General features: G+C 57.5%; 19 protein-coding genes. 4 read left to right on the forward strand and 15 right to left on the reverse strand.

Translation table 11 applies throughout. The features are described from left to right. Window positions 1-241: 241 nt before the first annotated feature. From NR302_RS15260 to NR302_RS15270, 3 genes are all read right to left on the reverse strand, one after another. Window positions 242-430, reverse strand: a complete 189-nt coding sequence (locus NR302_RS15260; RefSeq protein WP_061719884.1) for a hypothetical protein — start codon at window positions 428-430, stop codon at window positions 242-244. Between the two features lie 404 nt (window positions 431-834). Further along, a complete protein-coding gene (locus NR302_RS15265) occupies window positions 835-2565 on the reverse strand; it encodes a penicillin-binding transpeptidase domain-containing protein (RefSeq protein ID WP_061719881.1) in 1731 nt (576 codons plus the stop codon). 269 nt (window positions 2566-2834) lie between these two features. Then, complete coding sequence (locus tag NR302_RS15270; protein ID WP_258143847.1) at window positions 2835-5096, reverse strand: molybdopterin-dependent oxidoreductase; 2262 nt, start codon at window positions 5094-5096, stop codon at window positions 2835-2837. A 197-nt stretch (window positions 5097-5293) separates the two neighbouring features. Between NR302_RS15270 and galR the strand changes: the two genes are divergently transcribed. Next, a complete protein-coding gene (gene galR / locus NR302_RS15275) occupies window positions 5294-6295 on the forward strand; it encodes an HTH-type transcriptional regulator GalR (RefSeq protein WP_036649453.1) in 1002 nt (333 codons plus the stop codon). A gap of 43 nt (window positions 6296-6338) precedes the next feature. On the opposite strand, the gene NR302_RS15280 is transcribed toward galR, so the two are convergent. Next, a complete protein-coding gene (locus NR302_RS15280) occupies window positions 6339-6788 on the reverse strand; it encodes a GNAT family N-acetyltransferase (RefSeq protein WP_154192399.1) in 450 nt (149 codons plus the stop codon). After that, window positions 6788-8041, reverse strand: a complete 1254-nt coding sequence (gene lysA / locus NR302_RS15285) for a diaminopimelate decarboxylase (protein WP_258143848.1) — start codon at window positions 8039-8041, stop codon at window positions 6788-6790. The genes NR302_RS15280 and lysA overlap by 1 nt, the downstream gene beginning before the upstream one ends. A 110-nt stretch (window positions 8042-8151) precedes the next feature. Between lysA and NR302_RS15290 the strand changes: the two genes are divergently transcribed. Further along, entirely contained in the window at window positions 8152-9072 is a 921-nt protein-coding gene (locus tag NR302_RS15290) for a LysR family transcriptional regulator (RefSeq protein ID WP_258143849.1), read from the forward strand. Here the strand turns inward: NR302_RS15290 and NR302_RS15295 are convergent. Beyond that, window positions 9069-10232, reverse strand: a complete 1164-nt coding sequence (locus NR302_RS15295; RefSeq protein WP_061719877.1) for an MFS transporter — start codon at window positions 10230-10232, stop codon at window positions 9069-9071. The genes NR302_RS15290 and NR302_RS15295 overlap by 4 nt on opposite strands. Window positions 10233-10594: 362 nt before the next feature. Between NR302_RS15295 and NR302_RS15300 the strand changes: the two genes are divergently transcribed. Next, complete coding sequence (locus NR302_RS15300; RefSeq protein WP_008108213.1) at window positions 10595-11221, forward strand: hypothetical protein; 627 nt, start codon at window positions 10595-10597, stop codon at window positions 11219-11221. A gap of 48 nt (window positions 11222-11269) precedes the next feature. Here the strand turns inward: NR302_RS15300 and NR302_RS15305 are convergent, their stop codons facing one another. The 9 genes from NR302_RS15305 to prfB form a co-directional block, all read right to left on the reverse strand. Then, the gene (locus NR302_RS15305; protein ID WP_061719875.1) at window positions 11270-11941 is read right to left on the reverse strand and encodes a DUF1989 domain-containing protein; all 672 of its coding nucleotides are present in this window, start codon (window positions 11939-11941) and stop codon (window positions 11270-11272) included. Window positions 11942-11954: 13 nt separating this feature from the next. Next, window positions 11955-12620: an amino acid ABC transporter permease gene (locus NR302_RS15310; RefSeq protein WP_258143850.1), complete on the reverse strand. Its 666-nt coding sequence runs from the start codon at window positions 12618-12620 to the stop codon at window positions 11955-11957. Further along, a complete protein-coding gene (locus NR302_RS15315) occupies window positions 12620-13270 on the reverse strand; it encodes an amino acid ABC transporter permease (protein ID WP_008108217.1) in 651 nt (216 codons plus the stop codon). The genes NR302_RS15310 and NR302_RS15315 overlap by 1 nt, the downstream gene beginning before the upstream one ends. Window positions 13271-13273: 3 nt before the next feature. After that, entirely contained in the window at window positions 13274-13921 is a 648-nt protein-coding gene (locus NR302_RS15320) for an urea carboxylase-associated family protein (protein ID WP_258143851.1), read from the reverse strand. Then, complete coding sequence (locus tag NR302_RS15325) at window positions 13905-14537, reverse strand: urea carboxylase-associated family protein (RefSeq protein WP_258143853.1); 633 nt, start codon at window positions 14535-14537, stop codon at window positions 13905-13907. Before NR302_RS15325 ends, NR302_RS15320 begins: the two co-directional genes overlap by 17 nt. Before the next feature lie 2 nt (window positions 14538-14539). Then, complete coding sequence (locus NR302_RS15330; protein ID WP_154192403.1) at window positions 14540-15376, reverse strand: transporter substrate-binding domain-containing protein; 837 nt, start codon at window positions 15374-15376, stop codon at window positions 14540-14542. Between the two features lie 262 nt (window positions 15377-15638). Continuing rightward, window positions 15639-16490, reverse strand: a complete 852-nt coding sequence (locus NR302_RS15335) for a MurR/RpiR family transcriptional regulator (protein WP_258143855.1) — start codon at window positions 16488-16490, stop codon at window positions 15639-15641. A gap of 131 nt (window positions 16491-16621) precedes the next feature. Beyond that, complete coding sequence (lysS, locus tag NR302_RS15340; RefSeq protein ID WP_154155352.1) at window positions 16622-18142, reverse strand: lysine--tRNA ligase; 1521 nt, start codon at window positions 18140-18142, stop codon at window positions 16622-16624. Between the two features lie 9 nt (window positions 18143-18151). Further along, window positions 18152-19250 (reverse strand): peptide chain release factor 2 gene (gene prfB / locus NR302_RS15345; protein ID WP_258143857.1). Its coding sequence is split into 2 segments (ribosomal slippage): window positions 18152-19174 and window positions 19176-19250, totalling 1098 coding nucleotides; the frame shifts between segments, so codons are not numbered across the junction. A gap of 554 nt (window positions 19251-19804) precedes the next feature. Here prfB and NR302_RS15350 point away from each other — a divergent pair. Next, the gene (locus NR302_RS15350; protein ID WP_258143858.1) at window positions 19805-22567 is read left to right on the forward strand and encodes an autotransporter domain-containing protein; all 2763 of its coding nucleotides are present in this window, start codon (window positions 19805-19807) and stop codon (window positions 22565-22567) included. The last annotated feature ends 15 nt before the right edge of the window (window positions 22568-22582 follow it).

The raw sequence follows: 22582 nt of genomic DNA on the forward strand, positions 1-22582 counted from the left end.
AAAAAGTCATTGTAGGGAGGCGGGTTAAGCGAGGTTGTTAAGGTTGCGTAAAATATATTTTCCAAAGGAAAATGGTAAACCTTTCGTGCCATAAATCGTTGGGAATTTTAGCTTTTCGCGGGTTTTTAATGGGGATAGCGTCCGTGCATATCGCACCCGTAGGGTCGCCATTCATGGTGACCGTTCCGAAGGCCGCACAGTACGGTCATTGGCAAGGTCGTCATAAATGACGACCCTACGGTTATCCCTTCGGTTCGATGCCGCGGCGGCGCAATTCGCGGCGCGCCAGCTCTTTTAACCAGCACGACAGCGTGACGTTGTCGTCGTCAGTCACACTGCGCAGCTGTTCGTGCAGCTCCGGATGAATACGTAATTGAAACGCCGAGGATCGGCCCTCGCCTTTTGGCGTGCGGTCTTTGGTTTTTGGCATTGCGGGTGGCCTCAACGAATCGCAATAAAAAATCGCCCCCTAAAGCGCTACCAACACTGTAAGGGGCTAGCGAACCGCCATGGAATGCGACATCGCGGTGCGTTACATACAGGTTACACAACCAGATATTTTTATGTTGCCGGGGAAGTGTTAAGACTCAGACAAGAGGTGTGAGCGAGTTCGCGCGGCAGTAAATAACAGGCAAAAAAAACCCACGCATCTGCGTGGGTCGGTGTAATAACAGGGTACTGCCAAAGCAGCTTGTTTCACACCCATCAATACCTCTGGGATGTCCATACTCGCACCGTTGAGCCGGTGAAAGACAGGTGCAAAAAGCAACGGTGTTTGGGGAAGTGAAACGAGGTGTGAATATTCTCCACACCTCACTTACACTTTTGATTTAACTAAGATTTGTCTGAAGAAGGTTTACTGTAGATCGCGTCAGGTGCCACGTTCATGTGCTTGAGTACCGGGCCCATGATGTTGCCGAAGATGGGTGCCGCCACCGAGCCACCAAAGTGATCGCCAGCGGTGGGATGGTTGATCATCACCACCAGCGCCACTTCCGGATGGCTGGCAGGCGCGATGCCTGCGGTGTAGTTGATATAACCGCCATCATACTTGCCGCTGGTGCCCATCTTCTCTGCGGTACCGGTTTTAGTCGCCAGACGATAACCCGGTACAGCCGCTCTGACACCGGTGCCGCCCGGCAGCACGTCGCTCTCCAGCATGTGCACCACGGTTTGCACCACCTGCGGATTCGCCACCTGCTTGCCTAACACCGGCGGCGTCACTTTGGTGATCGACAGCGGACGATAGACGCCGTACGAACCGAGCGTGGCGTATTCACGCGCAATCTGCAGCGGCGTGACACGCAAGCCGTAGCCAAAGGCGAAGGTGGCGCGTTCGATATCGGCCCAGCGCTCGCGGTGCAGCGGGAAGTAACCGACGCTCTCGCCGGTCAATCCCAGCCCGGTAGGTTTCCCCAAACCAAACGCCTGATAGGTGTTTACCAGCGCTTCAGCGGGCATCGCCAGCGCAATGTGCGAGACGCCGATGTCACTCGATTTCTGCAGGATGCCGGTCATGGTGAGGCGCGGCCAGTGGCCAACGTCGCGGATCAGGTGGCCGTTAACGCTGTACGGCGTGGTATCGATCACCGAATCGGCGCGCACCAGATGGCGCTCCAGACCTTCCATCACCACCAGCGGTTTCACCGTGGAGCCTGGTTCGTAGCTGTCGTTGATCGCCGAGTTACGCATCTGCGCCGGCGTGGCGTTTTCGTAGTTGTTCGGGTTGAACGACGGATAAGAAGCCATCGCCAGAATTTCGCCGGTGTCGATTTTCACCAATACCGCCGCGCCTGAATCCGCCTTGTTGAGCAGCACGCCGTCGCGCAGTTTGCTGTAGAGCGTAAATTGGTCGAACTTGTCGATGCTGAGCTGCACGGTTGGCGGCTGCTGTGGCGGCTGGTAATCGATCATCGCAATGATGTTGCCTTCGCCATCCTGACGATAAACCTCTTTGCCGGGATCGCCCTGCAGCACATGATCGAAGCCTTTTTCGATGCCGTTCAAGCCGTTGCTGTCGGCTCCCACGATGCCAATCAGCGGCGCGGCCGCTTCACTCATCGGATAGAAACGGCTGTCGTTGTACACCGAACTGATGCCTTTCAGTTTCAACTCGGCGATATCTTTGGCGATGCCGAGTTCGATTTTGCGGCCCAGATAGAGGAAGCGTTTTTTCGGGTTGGCGGTGATGGCCGCACGTAGATCTTCCGGACGCTGATTGAGCGCTGCAGCGAGATACGCCCATTTGGCGCTGGTGAAATCGGGATTCGCCTCCAGCACGCGCATTGGATCGGCGATGATGTCACGCGCCGGAACGCTCAGCGCTAACGCCTGGCCGTCGCGGTCCAGCAAGGTGCCACGGTTGGTCGGCAGCGTCACGGTTCGCAGCGAGCGCTGATCGGCTTCGTGCTCCAGCATCGGATGCTTGATCAGCTGCAGGTCACCAACGCAGATCAGCAACAGCACCAGACAGCAGAAAACGCCAAGGCAAATCAGGCGAAAACGAAACGGGTTAAATGGCGCTTTTATCTGGTCTTTTCCCAGAAATTTTTTAATAGGAGGCATAACGTCCACTGCGATAAAAAATCAGGCTTAATGCCAGCAGTTATAAAGAAACGTAAACCGAGTTGACAGGAAAACTGTGTTTCGATTCGTTAAGCAAAAAAAAACCTGCGCATCTGCGCAGGTCGGTGTAATCAAGAAAACTTTTTGATGTTCACCCATCAATACCTCTGGGACCCTGACTGTAGCAAGGCGGCACGCTGGGAAACCATCTCCTAAACGCAACAGTTACCGGCAAAATGTAACCAGCGATGAGATTATTCGTTGCCCATTCACATCAGATGTTTTTTGATTTCCACCAGGCAACTCATGGCGTTAGGGCCCTGGGTTAACGACGAGGTGCCGATGTCTAATGTCAGTACATTCGGGTTGCCAGCGCGATCCCACGGCTGCCAGCCGCGACCAAATCCGGGATCAAACCAGGCGCCGGTGGCGATGATCACTACGCCCGGCGTTAAACCGTCGGTCAGGCGCACACCGGCCAGCATGCGACCACGCGCGTTGCTCACCTCAATCTCATCGCCATCCTGAATATCACGCGTTGCCGCATCCTGCGGATGCATATACAGCGTCTCATGTCCGGCGGTTTTGTTGCCTTGCACCGTGGCGGTGGCATCCATCTGACTGTGCAGACGATCGGACGGCTGAATCGAGATCATATGCAGCGGGAACTCGGCGCTGAGCGGCGCACCCAGCCACTCCTGCGGCTCGCGCCACTCCGGATGTCCAGCGAAATCGTCCAACTGATAATCGGCGATGGTCTGGCAGAACAGCTCAATCTTGCCGCTGGCGGTTTGAATCGGATGGCTGATCGGATCGGCGCGGAAATCATCCATAAACACGAACGGCTTGCCGCCTTCCGGGATCTCGACAAAACCGCGCTCCCAGAACTCACCGAACTCCGGGAAGGGAATATCACGACGCGCATGCGCTACCGCGCACTGCTGATACAGATGCTCAATCCACTGCATCTCATTGCGCCCTTCGGTGAACACATCACGATAGCCCAGACGATCGGCGATATCGGCGAAGATATCGAAATCGTTACGCGCCTGATGTTGCGGCTTGATCGCCTGATGCATCGCCAGCACAAAGCGATCGCGTGACGATCCGCCGATGTCGTTGCGCTCCAGCGTGGTGGTGGCGGGCAGCACGATATCCGCCATCTGCGCCGCCGGCGTCCAGACGATATCCTGCACAATCACCGTATCCGGGCGCTGCCAGCCTTCCACCAGACGATTTAGCTGCTGATGATGATGGAACGGATTGCCGCCCGCCCAGTGCACTAAGTGGATATCGGGATAGTGCTGAGTTTCGCCCTGGAATGCGTACGGCTGGCCGGGATTGAGCAGCATGTCGCTGATGCGCGCCACCGGAATCGACAAATTGCCCGGATTCGGGCCGGTGCTCATCATCGGTGCCGGACCGTCCTGACGCGGATTGCCGACGCTGTTCATCGAGCCGTGACCAAAGGAGAAACCGCCGCCCGGCAAGCCCGGCTGACCGAGCATCGACGACAGCGCAATCATCATCCAGTACGGCTGCTCGCCGCGATGGGCGCGCTGAACCGAATAGGAGCAGGTAATAAAGCTGCGTTTGCCCATCAGCTGCTGCGCCAGCAACGCAATGCGCGCCGCCGGAATGCCGGTAATGTTGCTGGCCCACGCAGGCGTTTTAGCAATGCCATCGCTTTCACCAAGCAGATAGCCGCGCAGCTGCGGCCAGCCGGTGCAGTGGCTAGCGAGGAAGCTTTCATCCAGCGCGTTACAGCGGGTGATTTCAAAACCCAGCGCCAGCATCAGCGCCACGTCGGTGTTTGGGCGAATCGGAATCCACTCGGCATTGACGAACGCCGGACAGTCATCGCGCATCGGGCTGATGTTGATGATTGGCGTGCCTTTAGCGCTAAGCTGCTCCAGCGCCGGTTTCAGGCTGTGCTGCCCCGCGCCGCCGGACGCCACCTGGCCATTTTTCAGCGCCAGGCCGCCAAAGGCGATAAAGATGTCGGCGTGCTGCACCACTTCCGGCCAATCGGTCACGCGGCCGGTCAGCGGCATATAGGTGCCAATCACGTACGGCAGGAAGAACTGCGCCGCGCCCCAGCTGTAGTTACCTTGCTGGTCGACACCGCCGCCGCCCTGAAAATAGAAGCGGCGAATCAGCGTGCGCGCGTGGTTGACGCGCCCGGCGGATGACCAGCCGTATGAGCCGTTGAAAATGCCGGATGCGCCGTAGCGATCGCGCACGCGGCGATTCTCTTCCGCCACCAAATCCAGCGCGGTATCCCAATCCACCGCCACGAAATCTTCCCGCCCGCGTAAGGTGCGATCGCTGTTCTCGCGCGACTTCAACCATGAACGGCGCACCATCGGCTGGCGAATACGCTTGTCCGAATAGACCAGTTCAGGAATGGTGTTGAGCATCGGCGACGGATCGGCATCGGCGAAGAAGGGTTCACAGCCAATCAGGCGATCGTTTTCAGTGACGGCAGTGAATGCGCCCCAGTGCGCCAGGTGTGGCACGCGAGTTTTCATGGTTTTTGGGTCCGGCAGGCAGGTGTAATGATGTCTGGCAGCATAACATGAGGCTGTAATTGAGCTAAAGCACGGCTGTGAGCGCCTGATTTTCCGTGCTTTTGCGACAGCGCTGGCATTCTGCCGGGTTGCTACAGGGTGGGTTTTCCGTAACACTGGTGGCATGTGTAAACGTTTTCCCGGATGTCGATAATCGCATGGCTACCATTAAGGATGTTGCCCGTATGGCTGGGGTGTCGGTTGCGACCGTCTCCCGCGTCATCAATAATTCGCCCAAAGCCAGCGAGAGTTCTCGCCTCGCCGTCACGGCGGCAATGGAGCAGTTGCAGTATCACCCGAACGCCAATGCACGCGCCCTGGCGCAGCAATCCACCGAAACCCTGGGTTTAGTGGTGGGCGATGTTTCCGACCCGTTTTTTGGCGCGATGGTCAAAGCGGTGGATGAAGTTGCGGGCCAGACCGGCAACTTTTTGCTGATTGGTAACGGTTACCACAATGAGCAAAAAGAGCGTCAGGCGATTGAGCAACTGATGCGCCATCGCTGCGCCGCCTTAGTGGTGCACGCCAAGAAAATCCCCGATGACGATTTAGAGATGCTGATGAAGCAGGTGCCGGGCATGGTGCTGCTGAATCGTCTGCTGAAAGGTTTTGAACATCGCTGCATCGCGCTGGATGACCGCTACGGCGCGTGGCTGGCAACGCGTCATCTGATTCAGCAAGGCCATACGCAAATCGCCTTTATCTGCTCCACTCACACCATTTCCGATGCCGAAGATCGGCTGCAAGGCTATTACGACGCGCTGAAAGAGCACGGTTTGCCGTGTAACGACCGTTTGGTGGCGTGGGGCGAACCGGACGAAGTGGGCGGCGAACAGGCGATGACCGAGCTGATGGGACGCGGCAAGCAGTTCACGGCGGTGGCCTGCTACAACGATTCGATGGCCGCCGGCGCGCTGGCGGTGCTGAGTGATAACGGCATTCGCGTGCCGGAAGAGATGTCGCTGATTGGCTTCGATGATGTGCTGGTATCGCGCTATGTGCGCCCGCGTTTAACCACGGTGCGCTACCCGATTGTCACCATGGCGCAGCAGGCGGCGCAACTGGCGCTGGCGCTCGCCAATGGCAGCGAGATGCCGGAAGTGACCAATATGTTTAGCCCGACGCTGGTAAGACGGCATTCGGTGAGTGGACCGGGTTAAGTCCTAACCGTCTTTCGTAGGGTCGGCATTCATGCCGACCTGGTTACAAACTTCGCGAATACACCTTCACCCGCACATCCGGGAACTCCAGCGCGTCGCACTGATACTGCCAGCCAAAACGCTCGTAATAACCGCCAAACGTTGACCATAACCACAGCTTGTCATGACCTCGCTGCTGCGCGAAATCGATCACATGCTGCTGCAGCGCTTCGCTCAATCCCTTGCCGCGCGCAGACTCCTCGACAAACAGCGCCGCCACCCACGGCGTGAGATCCTGACGGCTGATCAAATCGCAGCGCCAGAATCCCACCGTGCCGAGCGGTATGTCGCCATCAAGCGCCACAAAGGTCACCGGGAAATCGGCGCCGTTGAGGCTGCTGCGCACAATGCTGTCGTAAAACTCACGCGACGTACCATCGCCAAACGCCTGCCACAGCCAATCGGTGATCTGCGAGGCATGATGCGGTACTTCGCTGAGCGCGACGATCTTCATCAGATCAGCTCCAGCGCCAGCAGCTCCTGAATGGTCTGCGCACGACGAATTTCACGCGGTGCGCCATTCTCGAACAGCACTTCCGGAATCAGCGGGCGGCTGTTGTAGTTCGAGGACATCGATGCGCCGTACGCGCCGGTATCGTGGAACACCAGATAATCGCCGACCTGCGCCGCAGGCAGCGCGCGGGTTTCCACTTTGCCGCCTTCCAGCTGCGTGAACACGTCGCCCGATTCACACAGCGGACCGGCCACCACGCTCTCGACAGTGGCGTCGCCCAGCGCGCGGCCATCGACCGGCAGCAGAGAAATGTGATGATAGCTGCCGTACATCGACGGACGCATCAAATCGCTGAAACCGGCATCGACCAGCACAAAGTGACGGCTGCCCATCTCTTTCACCGCACGCACCTGCGACACCAGCACGCCCGATTCGGCCACCAGGAAACGGCCTGGCTCGATCTCCAGTTTCACTGGATGACCGAGATGCGCGGCGATACGCTCACGCGCACCGTTCCACAAGCCGTAATAGTGCTGGGTATCAATGGCTTCTTCGCCAAAGCGATAAGGAATCGACAAACCGCCGCCGGCAGAAATCGCCTCGAGATCCTGACCAAACGCCACCACCTGATCGACCATTGCGTCACACACCTGCTGCAGATGGCCGTAATCCACGCCGGAACCGATGTGCATATGCAGGCCGACCAGATGCAGGCCGTGCTGCTGAATCGCCGCCAGCGCCAGCGGCAGATCGCGGTGCCAGATGCCGTGCTTGCTGTTCTCACCGCCGGTGTTGGTTTTCTGGCTGTGACCGTGACCAAAGCCAGGATTGATGCGCAGCCACACCGCGTGGCCCGGCGACAGTTCGCCCAGTTGATGCAGCATATCCACCGAACCGGCATTGACCGGCACTTTCAGCTCGGCGATGCGCGTCAGCGTTGGCTGATCGAACACATCGGCGGTGAAAACGATATCTTCGCCGCCCGGCTGATAACCGGCGGCAATAGCACGCTCGATTTCACCCAGCGACACCGAATCGACTTTGACGCCCGCCGCGCGCATCAGACGCAGAATGTGAATATTGGAGCAGGCTTTCTGCGCAAAACGCACCACGTCAAAGGCGCCGAGTTGCGCAATGCGCTGCTGAATAATTGCGGCATCGTACGCCCAGAATGGGCCAGAATAACGCTGAGCCAGCGGCAGTAAGTTGGCGGCAGTTAACGCGGTTTCGCTGTTGTTGAGTGGGCGTGGCATGTCAATTCTCCTGTGTCATTGAGGCTATTTAGCCACAGCGCATCAATTCAGAAAAATATCTGTTTTAGCGACATCTATACAAATATGATATGGGTTGAGCGGAGGAGACGATGGCAAAAATTAACTGGCGACATATCGAAATTTTTCACGCGGTGATGACCAGCGGCAACCTGACGCAGGCGGCCACGCTGCTGCACACTTCGCAGCCGACGGTGAGCCGTGAACTGGCGCGCCTGGAGCAGCAGCTTGGCCTGCAACTGTTCGAACGCGTGCGTGGCCGCCTGCAGCCGACGGTGCAAGGCTTGCGGCTGTACGAAGAGGTGCAGCGCTCGTGGTACGGACTGGACCGCATCATGGATGCCGCCGAGGGATTGCGTCAGTTTCGTCAGGGCGAATTGTCGATCGCCTGTTTGCCGGTGTTTTCGCAGTCGCTGTTGCCGCCGCTGCTGCAGCCCTTTCTTCAGCGCTATCCGCAGGTCAGCCTGAATATTATTCCGCAGGAGTCGCCGCTGCTGGAAGAGTGGCTGTCGGCACAGCGTTACGATCTCGGCCTGACCGAAACCCAACACCCGCCAGCGGGCACCGAACGTGTGCCGCTGCTGACCTGTGATGAAGTGTGCGTGCTGCCGCCACAGCATCTGCTGTGTCAGCGCGAGGTGTTGACGCCGCAGGATTTCCACGGTGAAAACTACGTCAGCCTGTCGCGCAGCGATAGCTATCGTCAGCTGCTGGATTCGCTGTTTCATGAGCAGAATGTAGAGCGTCGTTTGGTGCTGGAGACGCACAGCGCGGCGTCGGTGTGCGCGATGGTGCGTGCAGGCGTGGGGATTTCGATTGTGAATCCGCTGACGGCGCTGGATTACGCCGACAGCGGTGTGGTGATGCGTCGTTTCAGCATTGCCGTGCCCTTCACCGTCAGTCTGGTGCGGCCGCAGCATCGACCGGCTTCAGCGCTGGTCGATCACTTCTGCGACCACCTGCAACAGCAAGTGGCCGCGTTTCCACAACGTATTGCCGAGCGGCTGGCTTAAGCGTTGACCGCTTCGCCCTGCCCGCCCGATTTGCGGAAGGTGATCAGGCAGATCACCAGGCCAACTGCCGCGAGTGCAGCAGCGGCAACCGGCACCGACGTCAGGCCATAACCTTTTTCGATCACCGCGCCGCCGACCCAAGCGCCGAGCGCATTGCCGACGTTGAAGGCGGAGATATTCAGCGTCGAAACCAGATTTGGCGCATCTTTGCCGTGGCGCACCACGTTAATCTGCAAGCCCGGCACGGTGGCGAAGGTCGCCATCGCCCACAGGAACAGCGTGATTTCCGCCAGCCACAGCGCATGGCTGGTCCAGCTGAACAGCAGCGAAAACAGCGCAATCAGCACAAAGCTGAGGATCAGACTGAACGACACTTTCCAGTCGGCCAGCTTGCCGCCAAGGATGTTGCCGACGGTCAGACCCGCGCCAATCAGGAACAGCGTCCAGCTGACACCACGATCCGAGATGCCGGTCACCTGCAGCAGCAGCGGCGCAATGTAGCTGAACAGCGCAAACATCGCCGCCGCAAAGAACACCGTCATCAGCAGCGACAGCCACAGTTTACCGTTGGCCAGCGCGCTGATTTCACTCGCCAGATGCACCGGCTTCTCTTCTTTGTTGGTCGGCAGGCTCACAATCAGCGCGATAAAGGCAAAGATGCCGATGATCGCCACGCCCCAGAAGGTGGCGCGCCAGCCAAACATCTGACCAAACCAGGTGCCGAGCGGCACGCCGAGCACGTTCGCCAGCGTCAGGCCGGTGAACATCAGCGCCACAGCAGAAGCTTGTTTACCCGGAGCTACCAGACTCGCCGCTACCACCGCGCCGATGCCGAAGAACGCACCGTGACACAGCGCCGTCACCACACGCGCCAGCATCAGCAGGTTGTAGGTGTAGGCCAATGCACAGAGCACGTTGCCGATGATGAAGATGATCATCAGCAGAATCAGAGTACGTTTACGCGGCAGTTTAGCGGTCAGCAACGCCATGATCGGCGCGCCAATGGCGACGCCCAGCGCGTAACCGCTGATCAGCCATCCCGCAGAAGGAATCGTCACTTGCAGATCGCCCGCCACCTCGGGCAGCAATCCCATAATGACGAATTCCGTGGTGCCGATGGCGAACGCACTCAGCGCCAGCGCCAGTAATGCAACAGGCATAACACACTCTCCCAATAATTTTTTGCAGGCGGGCCGCACTGCGAGCGCAGTACGGTTACAAAAGACGCTTATTAAAATTTGAACTGCGTCACACTGTTATTAAAGCATAGCCCTCTCATGCCAACCACCCCGCGCGCCGCAAGGCTTATTTGCGCCCGCAGCAATAATCCCTGCGCGGGAAAATGTCACTAACTAACCATTGAGACAGATTGATGTTTCCGCGCTACGCTTGAAAAGGATGTGATCCTTATCACAGTGAGTCAGCTTTTGACGCAAAATCAAACAGTAAAGGATGGACGTGCACTGCCGATACCTCAATGGATTGCCCGGTTATGTGGTGTCAAAAATCGAGGGGAAAGCGTATGCGATGGCTCATCGCGCTAACGGTTGGCTGCCTGAGTGGCTGCTCTGTTGGGCATTACGAATACAGCAAAGAAGCAGCAAAACGCGTCGATATGACCGTCACCGGCATTCCAACGGTGCTGGGCATTGGTGCGCTTGGCACCACCATTCCTCTCACGCCCGAATACAGCCTGACGGCGGCCCACGTGGCCAAGTATTCACTCTATCGGGTGAAAGCCTGGCATCCCGAATGCGATATCGCCGTGGTGTACCACAAAAACAGCGAAGCCAATCTGCCACCGCCGTTTCGCAATAGCCATATTGGCGATGAAGTGAATCTGTATGGTTACAGCTTTATTTCCGCGATGCCGGTGGCGTCGAGCGGCAAAAATCTGATCAACACCACGCTGGCGAATGACTGGAACAAGGCCAGCTGTGTGGTGGTGGCGGCCAATGCCGGTGTGGTGAAAGGCATGTCCGGCGGCGCGGTGTATAACGCCAGCGATGATACGCTGGCGGGCGTGATTGTTGGTTACAGCAGCCAGATCGATGACAATAAAAGCGGCAAGACGCTGTTTAAGAATGTGGCGCTGTATGTGCCGTATGCGCGGTTTCAGGCGTGGCTGGATGGGGTGGTGAAGTCTTAGGATTGTGCGATGTTTAGCAAGGTCGCCATGAATGGCGACCCTACGGAATCACGCGGGAACCCACGCGCCCTTCAACTGCACCTGCGGGAATCCGCTGGTCAAAATACGTAGCTCGGCATCGCGTGGGGTGTTATCGCCCTGCCCCTGAATGCTGACGATATCCTGCGGACAGGCGGAAAATGCCACAAAACAATCCATCTCGGCGCGCAGCACAATATAGTCGCCCGGCTTCGTCACCACCGGCAGCGTCTTCAGCGTGATGCCATCCGGCTGCACCTGAATATTCATAAAGATATTAAACGAGGCCAGATTGCCGTGCGGCAGCGTCACGCCTAACTCGCTCATGCCTTCAAACAGATTGTCATGGCAGTTGCGATGCGGTTCGGTGCAGCCGAGCAGCTCATAACGACGCGCGTCGCAGGCCGCCATAAAGGTGTCGTGCACGCCTGGCGAGGTATCTGCCACCAGCGTCAAAATCGGGTGGCGCTGGCTGGTGATAAAGCTGTCGCCCACTTTGGGATTGAGACGCTGATTCCACACGCGCGTCGCCTCCATACACATATATTCACTCACGTCTTCAGCGTTATACGCCCAGCAATCCACCACCTGCGTGCCGTGCAGGTTAATCACCTGCACCGCTTCACCTTTCTGCAGACGCACCGCTTTGCCGTAGCGCGCGGGAATGGTCATCGCTTCACGATGCTGAAATTCAGCCGACATGTTGTTCTCCTGATTAATGCTGCATGGCACGACGATAGCGCGTCATGCGAGATTCAAGGCCGCGCGCCAGCCAGTCGATGACGCTGTTGAGCAGCCAGTAACAGAGCGCCACCGTGAGATAGATCTCCAGCGGCGCGTAGGTATCCGAAATCGCCTGTTTGGCGGCGTACATAAACTCCTGCACCGAGACAATCGACAGCAGCGCAGAGTCTTTAATCAAACCGATCATCAGCCCGACCAGCGGCGACAGCATCTGCGGCAGGGTTTGCGGCAAAACCACATCGCGCAGCTGTTCACTGCGGCTCAGGCCCAGCACGCGGCACGCTTCCCATTGACCTTTTGGCAGCGCATCAATCGCCGAGCGGATCACCTGCGCAATGTAAGGCGCGTAATAGAGCGTCAATGCCAGCACGCCCACCACCGGCGATGACAGCGTGATGTCATATTCCGGCAGCACAAAGTAGAGCAGATAGATCACCACCAGCAGCGGCAGCGCGAGGGTTAAGCCGCTGTAAAGATTGAGCAACCGTAGCCAGAACCGCGAGGCGCGCATCAGCAGCACGGCCAGCAGCGCGCCCCACAGCAGCGAGCAGAGCGCCGCCACCAGACAGAGCTGCAAAGTGGCGATCAGGCCGTCACCGAGCGATGGCAAAGAGGTGATAATTGCCTGCCAATCCATTACGCCAACCTCCGTTTCGCTTCTAAACGACGCGCCGCCGCAATTAACGGCATGGCGATCAGCAGATAACCGGCCGCCACCAGCAGCAGAACCTGCGTGGCTTCGTAGGTGCGGGCGATGACGATCTGTCCGGCGTAGGTCAGTTCGGTCAGCGCCACCACCGACGCCAGCGGCGTGGTTTTCAGCAGAATAGTGAACTCATTCACCAGCATCGGCAGACTGGCGCGCATCACTTGTGGATTGATAACGTACCACCACGTCAGCAAGCGACTCAGGCCCAAGGTGCGCGACGCTTCCAGCTGTCCGCGCGTCACCAGACTGCGATTGACGCGCAGGATTTCCGCCACGTAAGCGCCGCTGTTGAGGCCAATGGCAATCACCGCGGCCAGCATTGGCTGACCGCCCAATCCCAGCCGCGGCAAGGTGAAAAACACCACAAACAGCTGCACAATCGCCGGCGTTCCGCGCATCACGCTGACATAGAAACGCCCGATGGCGCGCCAGATCCAGGCACGACGCAGCTGCAGGAAGCAGCCGAGCTGCCCCATCACTACGCTGACCAACGACGCCAGCACGGTGAGCACCAGCGTCATCAGCAGGCCGTGTCCGAGTTCCGGCAGCGCGGCCACTACCTGTTGATCCAGCCCCATGCGTTACTCCGCGTTAAAGTCGTGCAGGTTTTCCGCCACCGACAGCAGCAGCGGCGCGGGACGATCGTTGCCCTCAATGCCGGTGTTGCAGGCGGAGACGATGAACTGCGTGTCCATCACCACGCGACAGGTAATGCTGTCGCCGGCTTTGGTCAGGTTGGTTTCCGGCAGAATATCGCCTTCCCGCGTCAGCTTGACGTGCATAAACAGGTTGATGGGATCCGGCAGCTTCGGCACCACCATGCCCAGACGCGCCAGCTCGCCACGCAGCGCATCAAGGCTACCTTCGCCCTGATAGCCGCGTTCATTGAGAAACGCCGTGGTGGAGGCCGGCAGCAGCAGGTCGTGACGCTTCACGCTGTCTTTGCCCAGCACCATCATCGGACGGCGACGGTTGTTCACCAGACGCATGCCGGAACCGAGCAGGTAGCTGTTGCTGAACACCCGCGTGTGATGCACCGACAGCCATACGGCGGGATCGGCCAGGCTGAAGCCAAACAGCGAAGCCACCGCGCCGTCGCCCTGTGCGGTGATGCGCAGTAACTGGCCGCGCAGCACGCGAATCGAACCGATGCTGCCCGGTGCAACCTGCACCGGTTCAGCCAGCGTGCGCACAGCGGTTTCTTCATAACTTTCACGCATTAACAGCATGATTCATCTCCTGAGCGTGAAAATGGTCGCTGACCACGATGTCGATGGGCGTCACCTGCAGGCCATTGCCGGGAATGATGTCCTGCGGGCAGGATGAGACCGAGCAGATGAGATCGCACAGCGCTTCAAAGGTGATGCTGTCGCCCGCTTTGCTGTTGGGATCGGTCACTTCCATGCGGCCATCGGCGGTGACCGGGCCATTCTGGAACAGGTTGAACGGCTCTGGCAGCGAGAAGTAAGTGACGCCAAATTCCTTCATCCCTTCCAGCAGGTTATCCACGCAGTTGCGATGCCCTTCAACACCGAAATCGATGCTGAAACGGGTGCGATCGCAGGCGGGCACGTTGGCGTCGTGGATGCCGATGCTGTCGGCAAGAATGCGCAGCATCGGACGGTTTTCACTCGACCACAGCGCGTCGCCCGGCTTGAAGAACAGCGAGCGCAGTTGTTGACGCGTATGCACCGGCGACAGCTTCTCATTCAGATCATCGGCATTCACCGCGACGAAATCGGCCGCCTGCTGCCCTTCACTATCAATCACGGTAATAAACTGGCCCCTGCGCACGCGGAAGGTTTTGCCAAAGCCGGCGGGCACCGTCAGGTTGGACTGGCACATAATTACTCCTGCGGAATGAAGTCGCTGGCGGGCACGGTAAAGGTGGTGCCGAGATACTGCTGCTGCAGTTTGGTCAGTTCGCCATCTTTCTGCATCGCCAGGATGTGGTCGCTAATGGCTTTATTCAGGCTGCCATCTTCTTTACGTGTCGCCCAACCCATCCACTGCGACGGGCCGACTTCGCCGACCTGCGCCACTTTACCGGCATATTTTTTTGCCACCGGCGCGAGTACCGAGATGTCGTCATAAACGAAGTCGGCGCGTTTGGTCATCAAGGTGCTGACGGTTTGATCCAGTGAATCGACGTTGATGATGGTGATCGGTTTTTTACCCTCTTTCTTCAACTGCTCGTTGAAGCCCTTCAGCAGTTGCTCTGGCACGCTGGCGGTTTTCACCGCGCCGCGCAGACCCGATAAGCTTTCCGGACTCAGGGTTTTGCCGCTGAAGGTTTTCGCCTCGGCTTCACGCACCAGCACGCCATTAACGGTTTTGCTGTACGGCACGGTGAACAGCACTTTCTTCGCGCGTTCCGCCGTGACGTTAAGGGATGAACCTTCGGCATTGAAGGAGCCCGAAATCAGGCCCGGCAAAATGCCACTGAAGGCGGTTTTCTGAAACTCCAGTTTCACACCGAGATCTTTGGCGAAGGATTGCATGATCGCCACGCTGTAGCCGGTGATCTCGCCTTTGTCATCGGTGTATTCGTATGGAGGAAAGGTTGGATCGATACCGACGGTGATTTTGCCGCTGCTTTTGATGTCGGCCAGCGTGTCGGCTTGCGCCTGCGCCATAGTGCCTACGGAGAGAAGTGCGGCAATCAGCAGTGCTGTTTTTTTCATTATGGTGTTTCCCTGGTGTTGGTGAAATGTCTTTTTCTACTGAGCATATTTTGTGCCAGTTTTTTCACCACTACGTAGGGAAACCCACAACAACTCATTCTTTAGCTAATAAAATCAACTGGAAACATTTGTTTCTTGTTTTTTATTTTTAATTTCCATGATTTCACATGATGCAGAATGGGGATGAATGGATTGGCGGAGAGTGGACAGAATTGCACCGTTTTGGTGATTTTTCTGGCGCACCATGCGCCAGCACGGCGCATTATTCGAGTTCGTCGAGGGTTTGGTGCAGCGCTTCGATTTGCGCGAGATGATCGTTGCTGGCTTTACCCATTTGTCGGGCCACCAGTGAACAGAGCAGATTGCACACGCCAGAGAGCGCGGCGGTGCTGTCGAAGATTAGGCTGCTGTCGGTGTGACAGCGGATTACCCACTGCGCATGGCGCGCCGGTTTGCCGGAGAGCACGTCGGCGATATATAGCATTGGCACGTTGCGCTCGGCCAGTGCGTTCATTGCCGCTTCCAGCGCGGGCATACGCCGACGCAAACCGACGCAGATCACCACATCTTCAGCGGTTAGAGCCGCCATATGTTCCGCCAGCGAATCGCCGGGACGCGGCAGCAGACGCACGTCGGAGTGAATATGGATCAGGTCGCGATAGATCAGATGCGCGATGGTTTGGCTGTGGCGCCAGCCCATCACCACCACGCGTCGCGCCTGGCTGATGGCGGTGACCGCCTGCTGCAACTGTTCGCTGTCCAGCGTGCGATAGCTGTTGACCAGATTGGCGATCTCTTTTTCCAGATGCTGCTGCATGATGCTGGCCAGCGGCGACGCGCTGGGTGCCGGTTGCAGGTAGAGCGGTGATCCGCTGCTCTGCATTTCACGTGCCTGGCGGCGTGCGGCTTCATAACTTTCGTAGCCGAGATGGCGGAAGAAGCGCGTGGTGGTGGCTTTGGAGACGCCCGCGCTGTGCGCCAGTTCGGTGGCGGTGTTCATGGCTAGCTGGCCCGGTGCGGCGAGTAGCACATCGGCAAGTCGCTGCTCGTGGCTGGAGAGTTGATCCCAGTGCTGACGAATCCGGCCCTCTAACGTTGCCGCTTTTGCACTCATGGTGATTCCCTGAAAATGAAAAAAACCATCCTGCACAGAGCGTGCCGGGTTGTCATCAGGAATTTTGTTTTGGAAGGCGGGAATAAAAAAAGGTCGCCATGAATGGCGACCCTACAAGATGCCGGAGAGGATTACTTACCGGTCGGGCGCAGTGCCGGGAACAGAATGACGTCACGGATGGTGTGGCTGTTGGTGAACAACATCACCATACGGTCGATACCAATGCCCAAACCTGCGGTTGGCGGCAGGCCGTGCTCCAGCGCGGTGACGTAGTCTTCGTCGTAGAACATCGCTTCGTCATCGCCAGACTCTTTCGCATTCACCTGCTGCAGGAAACGCTCAGCCTGATCTTCTGCATCGTTCAGCTCCGAGAAGCCGTTACCGATTTCACGGCCGCCGATGAAGAACTCAAAGCGGTCGGTGATTTCCGGGTTCTCGTCATTACGACGCGCCAGCGGTGACACTTCAGCCGGGTATTCGGTGATGAAGGTTGGCTGAATCAGGTGCGCTTCAGCGGTCTCTTCGAAGATCTCCGTTACTACGCGGCCGAGGCCCCAGCTCTTCTCGACTTTGATGTGCAGCGATTTAGCAATCGCTACCGCTTTATCGAAGTCTTCCAGATCGCTCAGGTCGGTTTCCGGACGGTATTTCTTGATCGCTTCACGCATGGTGAGCTTCTCAAACGGCTTACCGAAATCGAAGCTGTGATCGCCATACGGCACTTCCGTGGTGCCCAGCACATCCTGCGCCAGGGTACGGAACAGGCTTTCAGTCAGCTCGATCAGATCTTTGTAATCCGCATACGCCATATAGAGTTCCATCATGGTGAACTCTGGATTATGGCGCGGCGAAATGCCTTCGTTACGGAAGTTACGGTTGATCTCGAACACGCGATCAAATCCGCCTACTACCAGGCGCTTCAGATACAGTTCTGGTGCAATACGCAGGTACATATCGATGTCGAGCGCATTGTGATGGGTGATGAACGGACGCGCAGACGCGCCGCCAGGAATCACCTGCATCATCGGGGTTTCCACTTCCATAAACTCGCGGTTAACCATGAACTGGCGAATGCCGGCCATGATTTGTGAGCGAATTTTGAAGGTTTTGCGCGAATCGTCGTTGGAGATCAGATCGAGATAACGCTGACGATAACGAGTTTCCTGATCGGCCAGGCCGTGGAATTTGTCCGGCAGCGGACGCAGCGCTTTGGTCAGCAGACGCAGCTCAGTGATGTGGATCGACAGCTCACCGGTTTTGGTTTTGAACAGCTTACCGCGCGCACCGAGGATATCGCCGAGATCCCACTTTTTGAACTGCTCGTTGTAGACGCCTTCTGGCAGATCGTCACGTGAGACGTAGATCTGAATCTGGCCGCCGACATCCTGCAGGGTAGCGAATGACGCTTTCCCCATGATGCGGCGCGTCATCATACGACCGGCCACGCTCACTTCTACGCCCAGCGCTTCCAGCTCTTCGTTCTCTTTAGCGTCATAGCTGGCGTGTAGCACATCGGACGTGGTGTCGCGGCGGAAATCGTTAGGAAACGCCACGCCTTTTTCACGCAGCGCGCTGAGTTTTTCGCGACGCGCTTTCAGTTCGTTGTTTAACTCAAGGGCGGCATCAGCGCTCTGCGGTTGTTGTTCAGACATGTCGGTTCCTTATAGCCCTGCTTTTAAACTTGCTTCAATAAAACGATCGATATCGCCATCCAGCACCGCTTGGGTGTTGCGGGTTTCTACGCTGGTGCGCAGATCCTTGATGCGTGAATCGTCGAGAACATAAGAACGAATCTGGCTGCCCCAGCCGATATCAGATTTGTTATCTTCCGCTGCCTGCTTGTCCGCGTTTTTCTTCTGCATCTCATACTCGTACAGCTTGGCGCGTAACTGCTTGAAGGCCTGATCTTTGTTCTTGTGCTGTGAACGGTCGTTCTGGCACTGCACCACAATGTTGGTCGGCAAGTGGGTAATACGCACCGCAGACTCGGTTTTGTTAACGTGCTGGCCGCCCGCACCGGAGGCGCGGTAAACGTCGATACGCAGATCGGCGGGATTGATATCGATATCGATGTTGTCATCCACTTCCGGGTAGATAAACACCGAACTGAATGAGGTATGACGACGGCCGCCGGAATCGAACGGGCTCTTACGCACCAGGCGATGAACGCCGGTTTCGGTACGCAGCCAGCCAAACGCGTAGTCGCCGATGATTTTAATGGTGGCGGATTTGGTTCCGGCCACTTCACCGTCTGACTCTTCGATAATTTCGGTTTTATAGCCTTTGGCTTCCGCCCAGCGCAGATACATGCGCAGCAGCATGCTGGCCCAATCCTGCGCTTCGGTGCCGCCGGAACCGGCCTGAATATCCATGTAGCAGTCGGCGCTGTCATATTCGCCGGAGAACATACGACGGAATTCCAGTTCGCCCAGCTTCACTTCCAGTGCATCAAGCTCGGCAACCGCTTCGTTGAAGGTCTCTTCGTCGTCGGCTTCCACCGCCAGATCCAGCAGGCCCTGCACATCTTCCAGGCCTTGTTTCATGTGATCCAGGGTTTCGACCACGGCTTCCAGTGAAGCACGTTCTTTGCCCAGCGCTTGCGCGCGCTCGGGTTCATTCCAGACGTCTGGCTGCTCCAGCTCGGCGTTTACTTCTTCGAGGCGTTCTTTCTTAGCATCGTAGTCAAAGATACCCCCGAAGAACGTCGCTGCGCTCGGTGAGATCCTGAATACGATTTTTGACCGGATTAATTTCAAACATGGCTTTTCAGTCTTTTTTGACGATTCGGTGAAAGGAGATAAAAACTAACGCGCTAGTTTACCCGAAAGTGTGCGTACTTTGTAGCATTGCACGCAGTGTGAGTGAGTGCGCACGCGCCGCGAGAAAAAAAGTTCTCAACCTTCTGGAAAGCCGCATTCGTTACGTTTTCCAAAACCCCCCAACAAATACCTCACCTTCAGAACCTTCTTAGGAATTTTCCTGCAAATTTTAGGCAATTAGCGCTGAAAGACGTCATTAAAGATCATGATTTATAAAGATAAATCATTAAGAATTGTCTTGTGAGAAATTTCCTGCAAGAAAGCAGACACGTCTCAAATAACGCCATTAAGCAGCGGATATTCAGCCTATCGATTTGTTAGCGCCCTTTTATCATTTTGCTCAGTGACTATCCCCCCGATGGACATCACTAACGTCCAGACCGTTTGTCACCACGACCGCCAGGAATGCGCAGCTTCGACAGGGAATGACACAGTAATCAGCGCCCGTTAACGTGAGCGGGCACAACATGTCCTGAGAGACATGAAGGAGTATCGATGTTTATTCCCGGTTTGCGCACTTCTCCGCGCCTGCTTGCCTTGTTAATGCCCTTGTTACTTGCCGCCTGCGGTGGTGGCGGCGGAGGTGGAGGCGGCGGTAGCGCAGCAACCTCGCCCACCGCCGGCACGCCTGAAACACCCACGCCAGCGCAGCCCAGCGCGTCAGGCAATGCCAGCAAAGTCGGCATTATTGATTCGGGGTTGTCGCCCGATCGCAGTGAAATTAATTACGCTAACGTGCAGTTCACTAGCTACGTCGGCGGCGGAAGCAGTTTAAATGATAATCAGGGCATTAACGGTCACGGCACCGTGGTGGCGCTGACGTTATTGGGCTTGTCACCGAGCAGCACGCTGTATGTGGCGCAGGCCTCGCAGAACAATGTCTTTCAGTACAACGATACCGCGCGCGCGGTGAGCGGCCTGCTGAGCCAGGGCGTGCGGGTTTTCAATATGTCGTACGCCTCCAGCGAGCGTTTAACCACCGCTCAGGCGTTAACCGATGCGCAGCCGCACTATCAGGTGCTGGTGCAAAGCATGCGTGAGATTGCGGCGGCTGACGGCTTAGCGGTGGTGATCACCGGCAATGGCGGCACCGCAACACCTTCTCCTAACGCACAGCTGCCGTTGATTTATCAGGACAGCGCGCTGCAAAAGAACATGCTGGCGGTCACCGGCGTGATGGACAGCACCTCATACGACACGGCAAACCGCGCGGCGTTAACCGGGCCGTTTGACGCCTGCGGCAACGCCGCAGCATGGTGCCTGAGCGCGCCAGGTTACAGCGATTATCGCTTTCAGAATGCCGATGGCACCTGGGTGAATGCGCGTAGCTACGGCACCTCGTTTGCCGCACCGCGCGCCGCTGCTGCGGCTTCGCAAGTGTTGCAGCGCTTTCCGTGGATGAGCGGCTACAACCTGCAGCAGACGCTGCTGACCACCGCCACTTACCGCAGCGATGCTTATGCAGGCGCTGCGGATAGCGCCAACGGGCGGCCTTACAACGATACCTTCGGCTGGGGCGATCTCAACCAGGCGAAAGCGCTGAACGGTCCAGCGATGTTTTGGGCCGATGATTTTCACGCCAGTCTGGATGCAGGCAGCTATGTCTTCTCAAATGCCATCAGCGGCGATCGTGGTCTGATCCTTGACGGCGCGAATAATGGCGGCGTGCTGCAGTTAACCGGCAACAACAGTTACCTCGGCCAGACCAGCGTTGCGGCCAATACGTTGCTTATCGATGGCGCGATTGCTGGCAGTGCCAACGTCAGCGGCAGCGGCACTCTGGGCGGCAGCGGCGTGATTGGCGGCAGCTTGCTCAATCAGGGATCGGTCAACGGTGGCTTGCAGGTGCAAGGCGATTACCAGCAAAGCAGCAATGGCGTGCTGAATATTGCGCTGAACAGTCCACTGCGCGTAGCGGGCCACTCGACGCTGGACGGCACGCTGAACCTTGCGCCACCGTCATCAACCTATGTAGTGAAACAGCAGGAAACGCTGCTGACCAGCGATGCGGGCGTCAGCGGCCAGTTCAGTCAGGTCAATACCGGCGTGTTCCTTGATGGTTCGGTCAGCTACAACGCCAACAGCGTGATCGGCCAGCTGACGCGTAAAAATACTGCGGCAGCCGCGGCAGCGATGGGCATCAACGGCACCAGCACCCAGCAAACGGCCGCAAATCTGGAGCAGGCGTTCAGCGTGGCGGATAGCTGGCAGCAACAGGGATCGCTTAGCAGTGCACAGCAGTCGGCACTGGGCGCGGCCGGAGCTTTCCAGACGCTGGCGGATGCCAGCAGTGCGCAGGCTGCCATCAATTCACTTTCCGGTCAGGCGCACGCCTCCAGCAATGCGGTGCTGTTTAACGCGCTGGATTATCAAAGCCGCCTGTTGAGCAATCGCATCGCCGACGCCAGCGCCGACAATCGTTACGGCTTCTGGATCGAGAGCGGTCAACTGCGCGGTTCGCTGGATCAGGCGGGCTACCTCGGCACCGATTATCGCAACACGCTTACTGCGCTGGGCGTAGATAGTGATTTAGGCGTTTCCGGTCTGCGCGTGGGCGTGGCCTGGACGCAGAATCAGATCGATTCCACCTACGACCAAACCGGCGGCACCAGTCGTAATCGTCTGCAAGGCGCGATGCTATATGGTCGCTACGATTTGACGCCAGAGTGGTATCTGCAGGGCAATCTTAGCTATCAACATGGCCGTGATGAGTTGAAGCGTTTGGTGTTGCTGGATGAAGCTTCGCCGGTGTCATCAACCACCAGCAGCAACAGCTGGCAGGCGGCGCTGCAAAGCGGCTATCGCTGGACAATTGAGGATAACTATCGCCTCGAACCTTATCTCGGCTGGCGTGAAACCGGGCTGGATACCGGTGCGTTTGAGGATAAAGGCAGCGCGTTTGGTCTGAGTGGTGACGGCGACAGCTATCGACGTAGCGTGGGATATAGCGGTTTGAGTATCAGCGCGCGACAGGATTGGTCGGCTGGATTGTGGAGCATGCTGAGCGTGTATGGCGAATATCAGTACGCGTTCAACAATCCGTCGATGGATGTCAGCGCGCGCTGGGGCGGATTTGGTGATGACCAGAACCGCTTCACGATTCCTGGTATGCAGCTCGATCGCCGGTCGCAGTGGTTAGGCGTGCGGTTGGATGTGGCGCAGACGTCACGTGCGCGCCTGTTCCTGCGCGCCGACCAGCACTTCGCCGATCGCGGTGACGAAAAAGTGCTGCGCGGCGGTGTGGATGTGAGTTTCTGATAAACGTTTTAAGGC

It is taken from the genome of Pantoea sp. SOD02, from assembly GCF_024707505.1.
Classification (GTDB): domain Bacteria; phylum Pseudomonadota; class Gammaproteobacteria; order Enterobacterales; family Enterobacteriaceae; genus Pantoea; species Pantoea symbiotica.

What these genes read in the sequence shown, in the direction of transcription:
- NR302_RS15260 (WP_061719884.1), bottom strand. Translation starts at nt 430, where the DNA reads ATGCCAAAAACCAAAGACCGCACGCCAAAAGGCGAGGGCCGATCCTCG.
- NR302_RS15265 (WP_061719881.1), bottom strand. Translation starts at nt 2,565, where the DNA reads ATGCCTCCTATTAAAAAATTTCTGGGAAAAGACCAGATAAAAGCGCCA.
- NR302_RS15270 (WP_258143847.1), bottom strand. Translation starts at nt 5,096, where the DNA reads ATGAAAACTCGCGTGCCACACCTGGCGCACTGGGGCGCATTCACTGCC.
- galR (WP_036649453.1), top strand. Translation starts at nt 5,294, where the DNA reads ATGGCTACCATTAAGGATGTTGCCCGTATGGCTGGGGTGTCGGTTGCG.
- NR302_RS15280 (WP_154192399.1), bottom strand. Translation starts at nt 6,788, where the DNA reads ATGAAGATCGTCGCGCTCAGCGAAGTACCGCATCATGCCTCGCAGATC.
- lysA (WP_258143848.1), bottom strand. Translation starts at nt 8,041, where the DNA reads ATGCCACGCCCACTCAACAACAGCGAAACCGCGTTAACTGCCGCCAAC.
- NR302_RS15290 (WP_258143849.1), top strand. Translation starts at nt 8,152, where the DNA reads ATGGCAAAAATTAACTGGCGACATATCGAAATTTTTCACGCGGTGATG.
- NR302_RS15295 (WP_061719877.1), bottom strand. Translation starts at nt 10,232, where the DNA reads ATGCCTGTTGCATTACTGGCGCTGGCGCTGAGTGCGTTCGCCATCGGC.
- NR302_RS15300 (WP_008108213.1), top strand. Translation starts at nt 10,595, where the DNA reads ATGCGATGGCTCATCGCGCTAACGGTTGGCTGCCTGAGTGGCTGCTCT.
- NR302_RS15305 (WP_061719875.1), bottom strand. Translation starts at nt 11,941, where the DNA reads ATGTCGGCTGAATTTCAGCATCGTGAAGCGATGACCATTCCCGCGCGC.
- NR302_RS15310 (WP_258143850.1), bottom strand. Translation starts at nt 12,620, where the DNA reads ATGGATTGGCAGGCAATTATCACCTCTTTGCCATCGCTCGGTGACGGC.
- NR302_RS15315 (WP_008108217.1), bottom strand. Translation starts at nt 13,270, where the DNA reads ATGGGGCTGGATCAACAGGTAGTGGCCGCGCTGCCGGAACTCGGACAC.
- NR302_RS15320 (WP_258143851.1), bottom strand. Translation starts at nt 13,921, where the DNA reads ATGCTGTTAATGCGTGAAAGTTATGAAGAAACCGCTGTGCGCACGCTG.
- NR302_RS15325 (WP_258143853.1), bottom strand. Translation starts at nt 14,537, where the DNA reads ATGTGCCAGTCCAACCTGACGGTGCCCGCCGGCTTTGGCAAAACCTTC.
- NR302_RS15330 (WP_154192403.1), bottom strand. Translation starts at nt 15,376, where the DNA reads ATGAAAAAAACAGCACTGCTGATTGCCGCACTTCTCTCCGTAGGCACT.
- NR302_RS15335 (WP_258143855.1), bottom strand. Translation starts at nt 16,490, where the DNA reads ATGAGTGCAAAAGCGGCAACGTTAGAGGGCCGGATTCGTCAGCACTGG.
- lysS (WP_154155352.1), bottom strand. Translation starts at nt 18,142, where the DNA reads ATGTCTGAACAACAACCGCAGAGCGCTGATGCCGCCCTTGAGTTAAAC.
- NR302_RS15350 (WP_258143858.1), top strand. Translation starts at nt 19,805, where the DNA reads ATGTTTATTCCCGGTTTGCGCACTTCTCCGCGCCTGCTTGCCTTGTTA.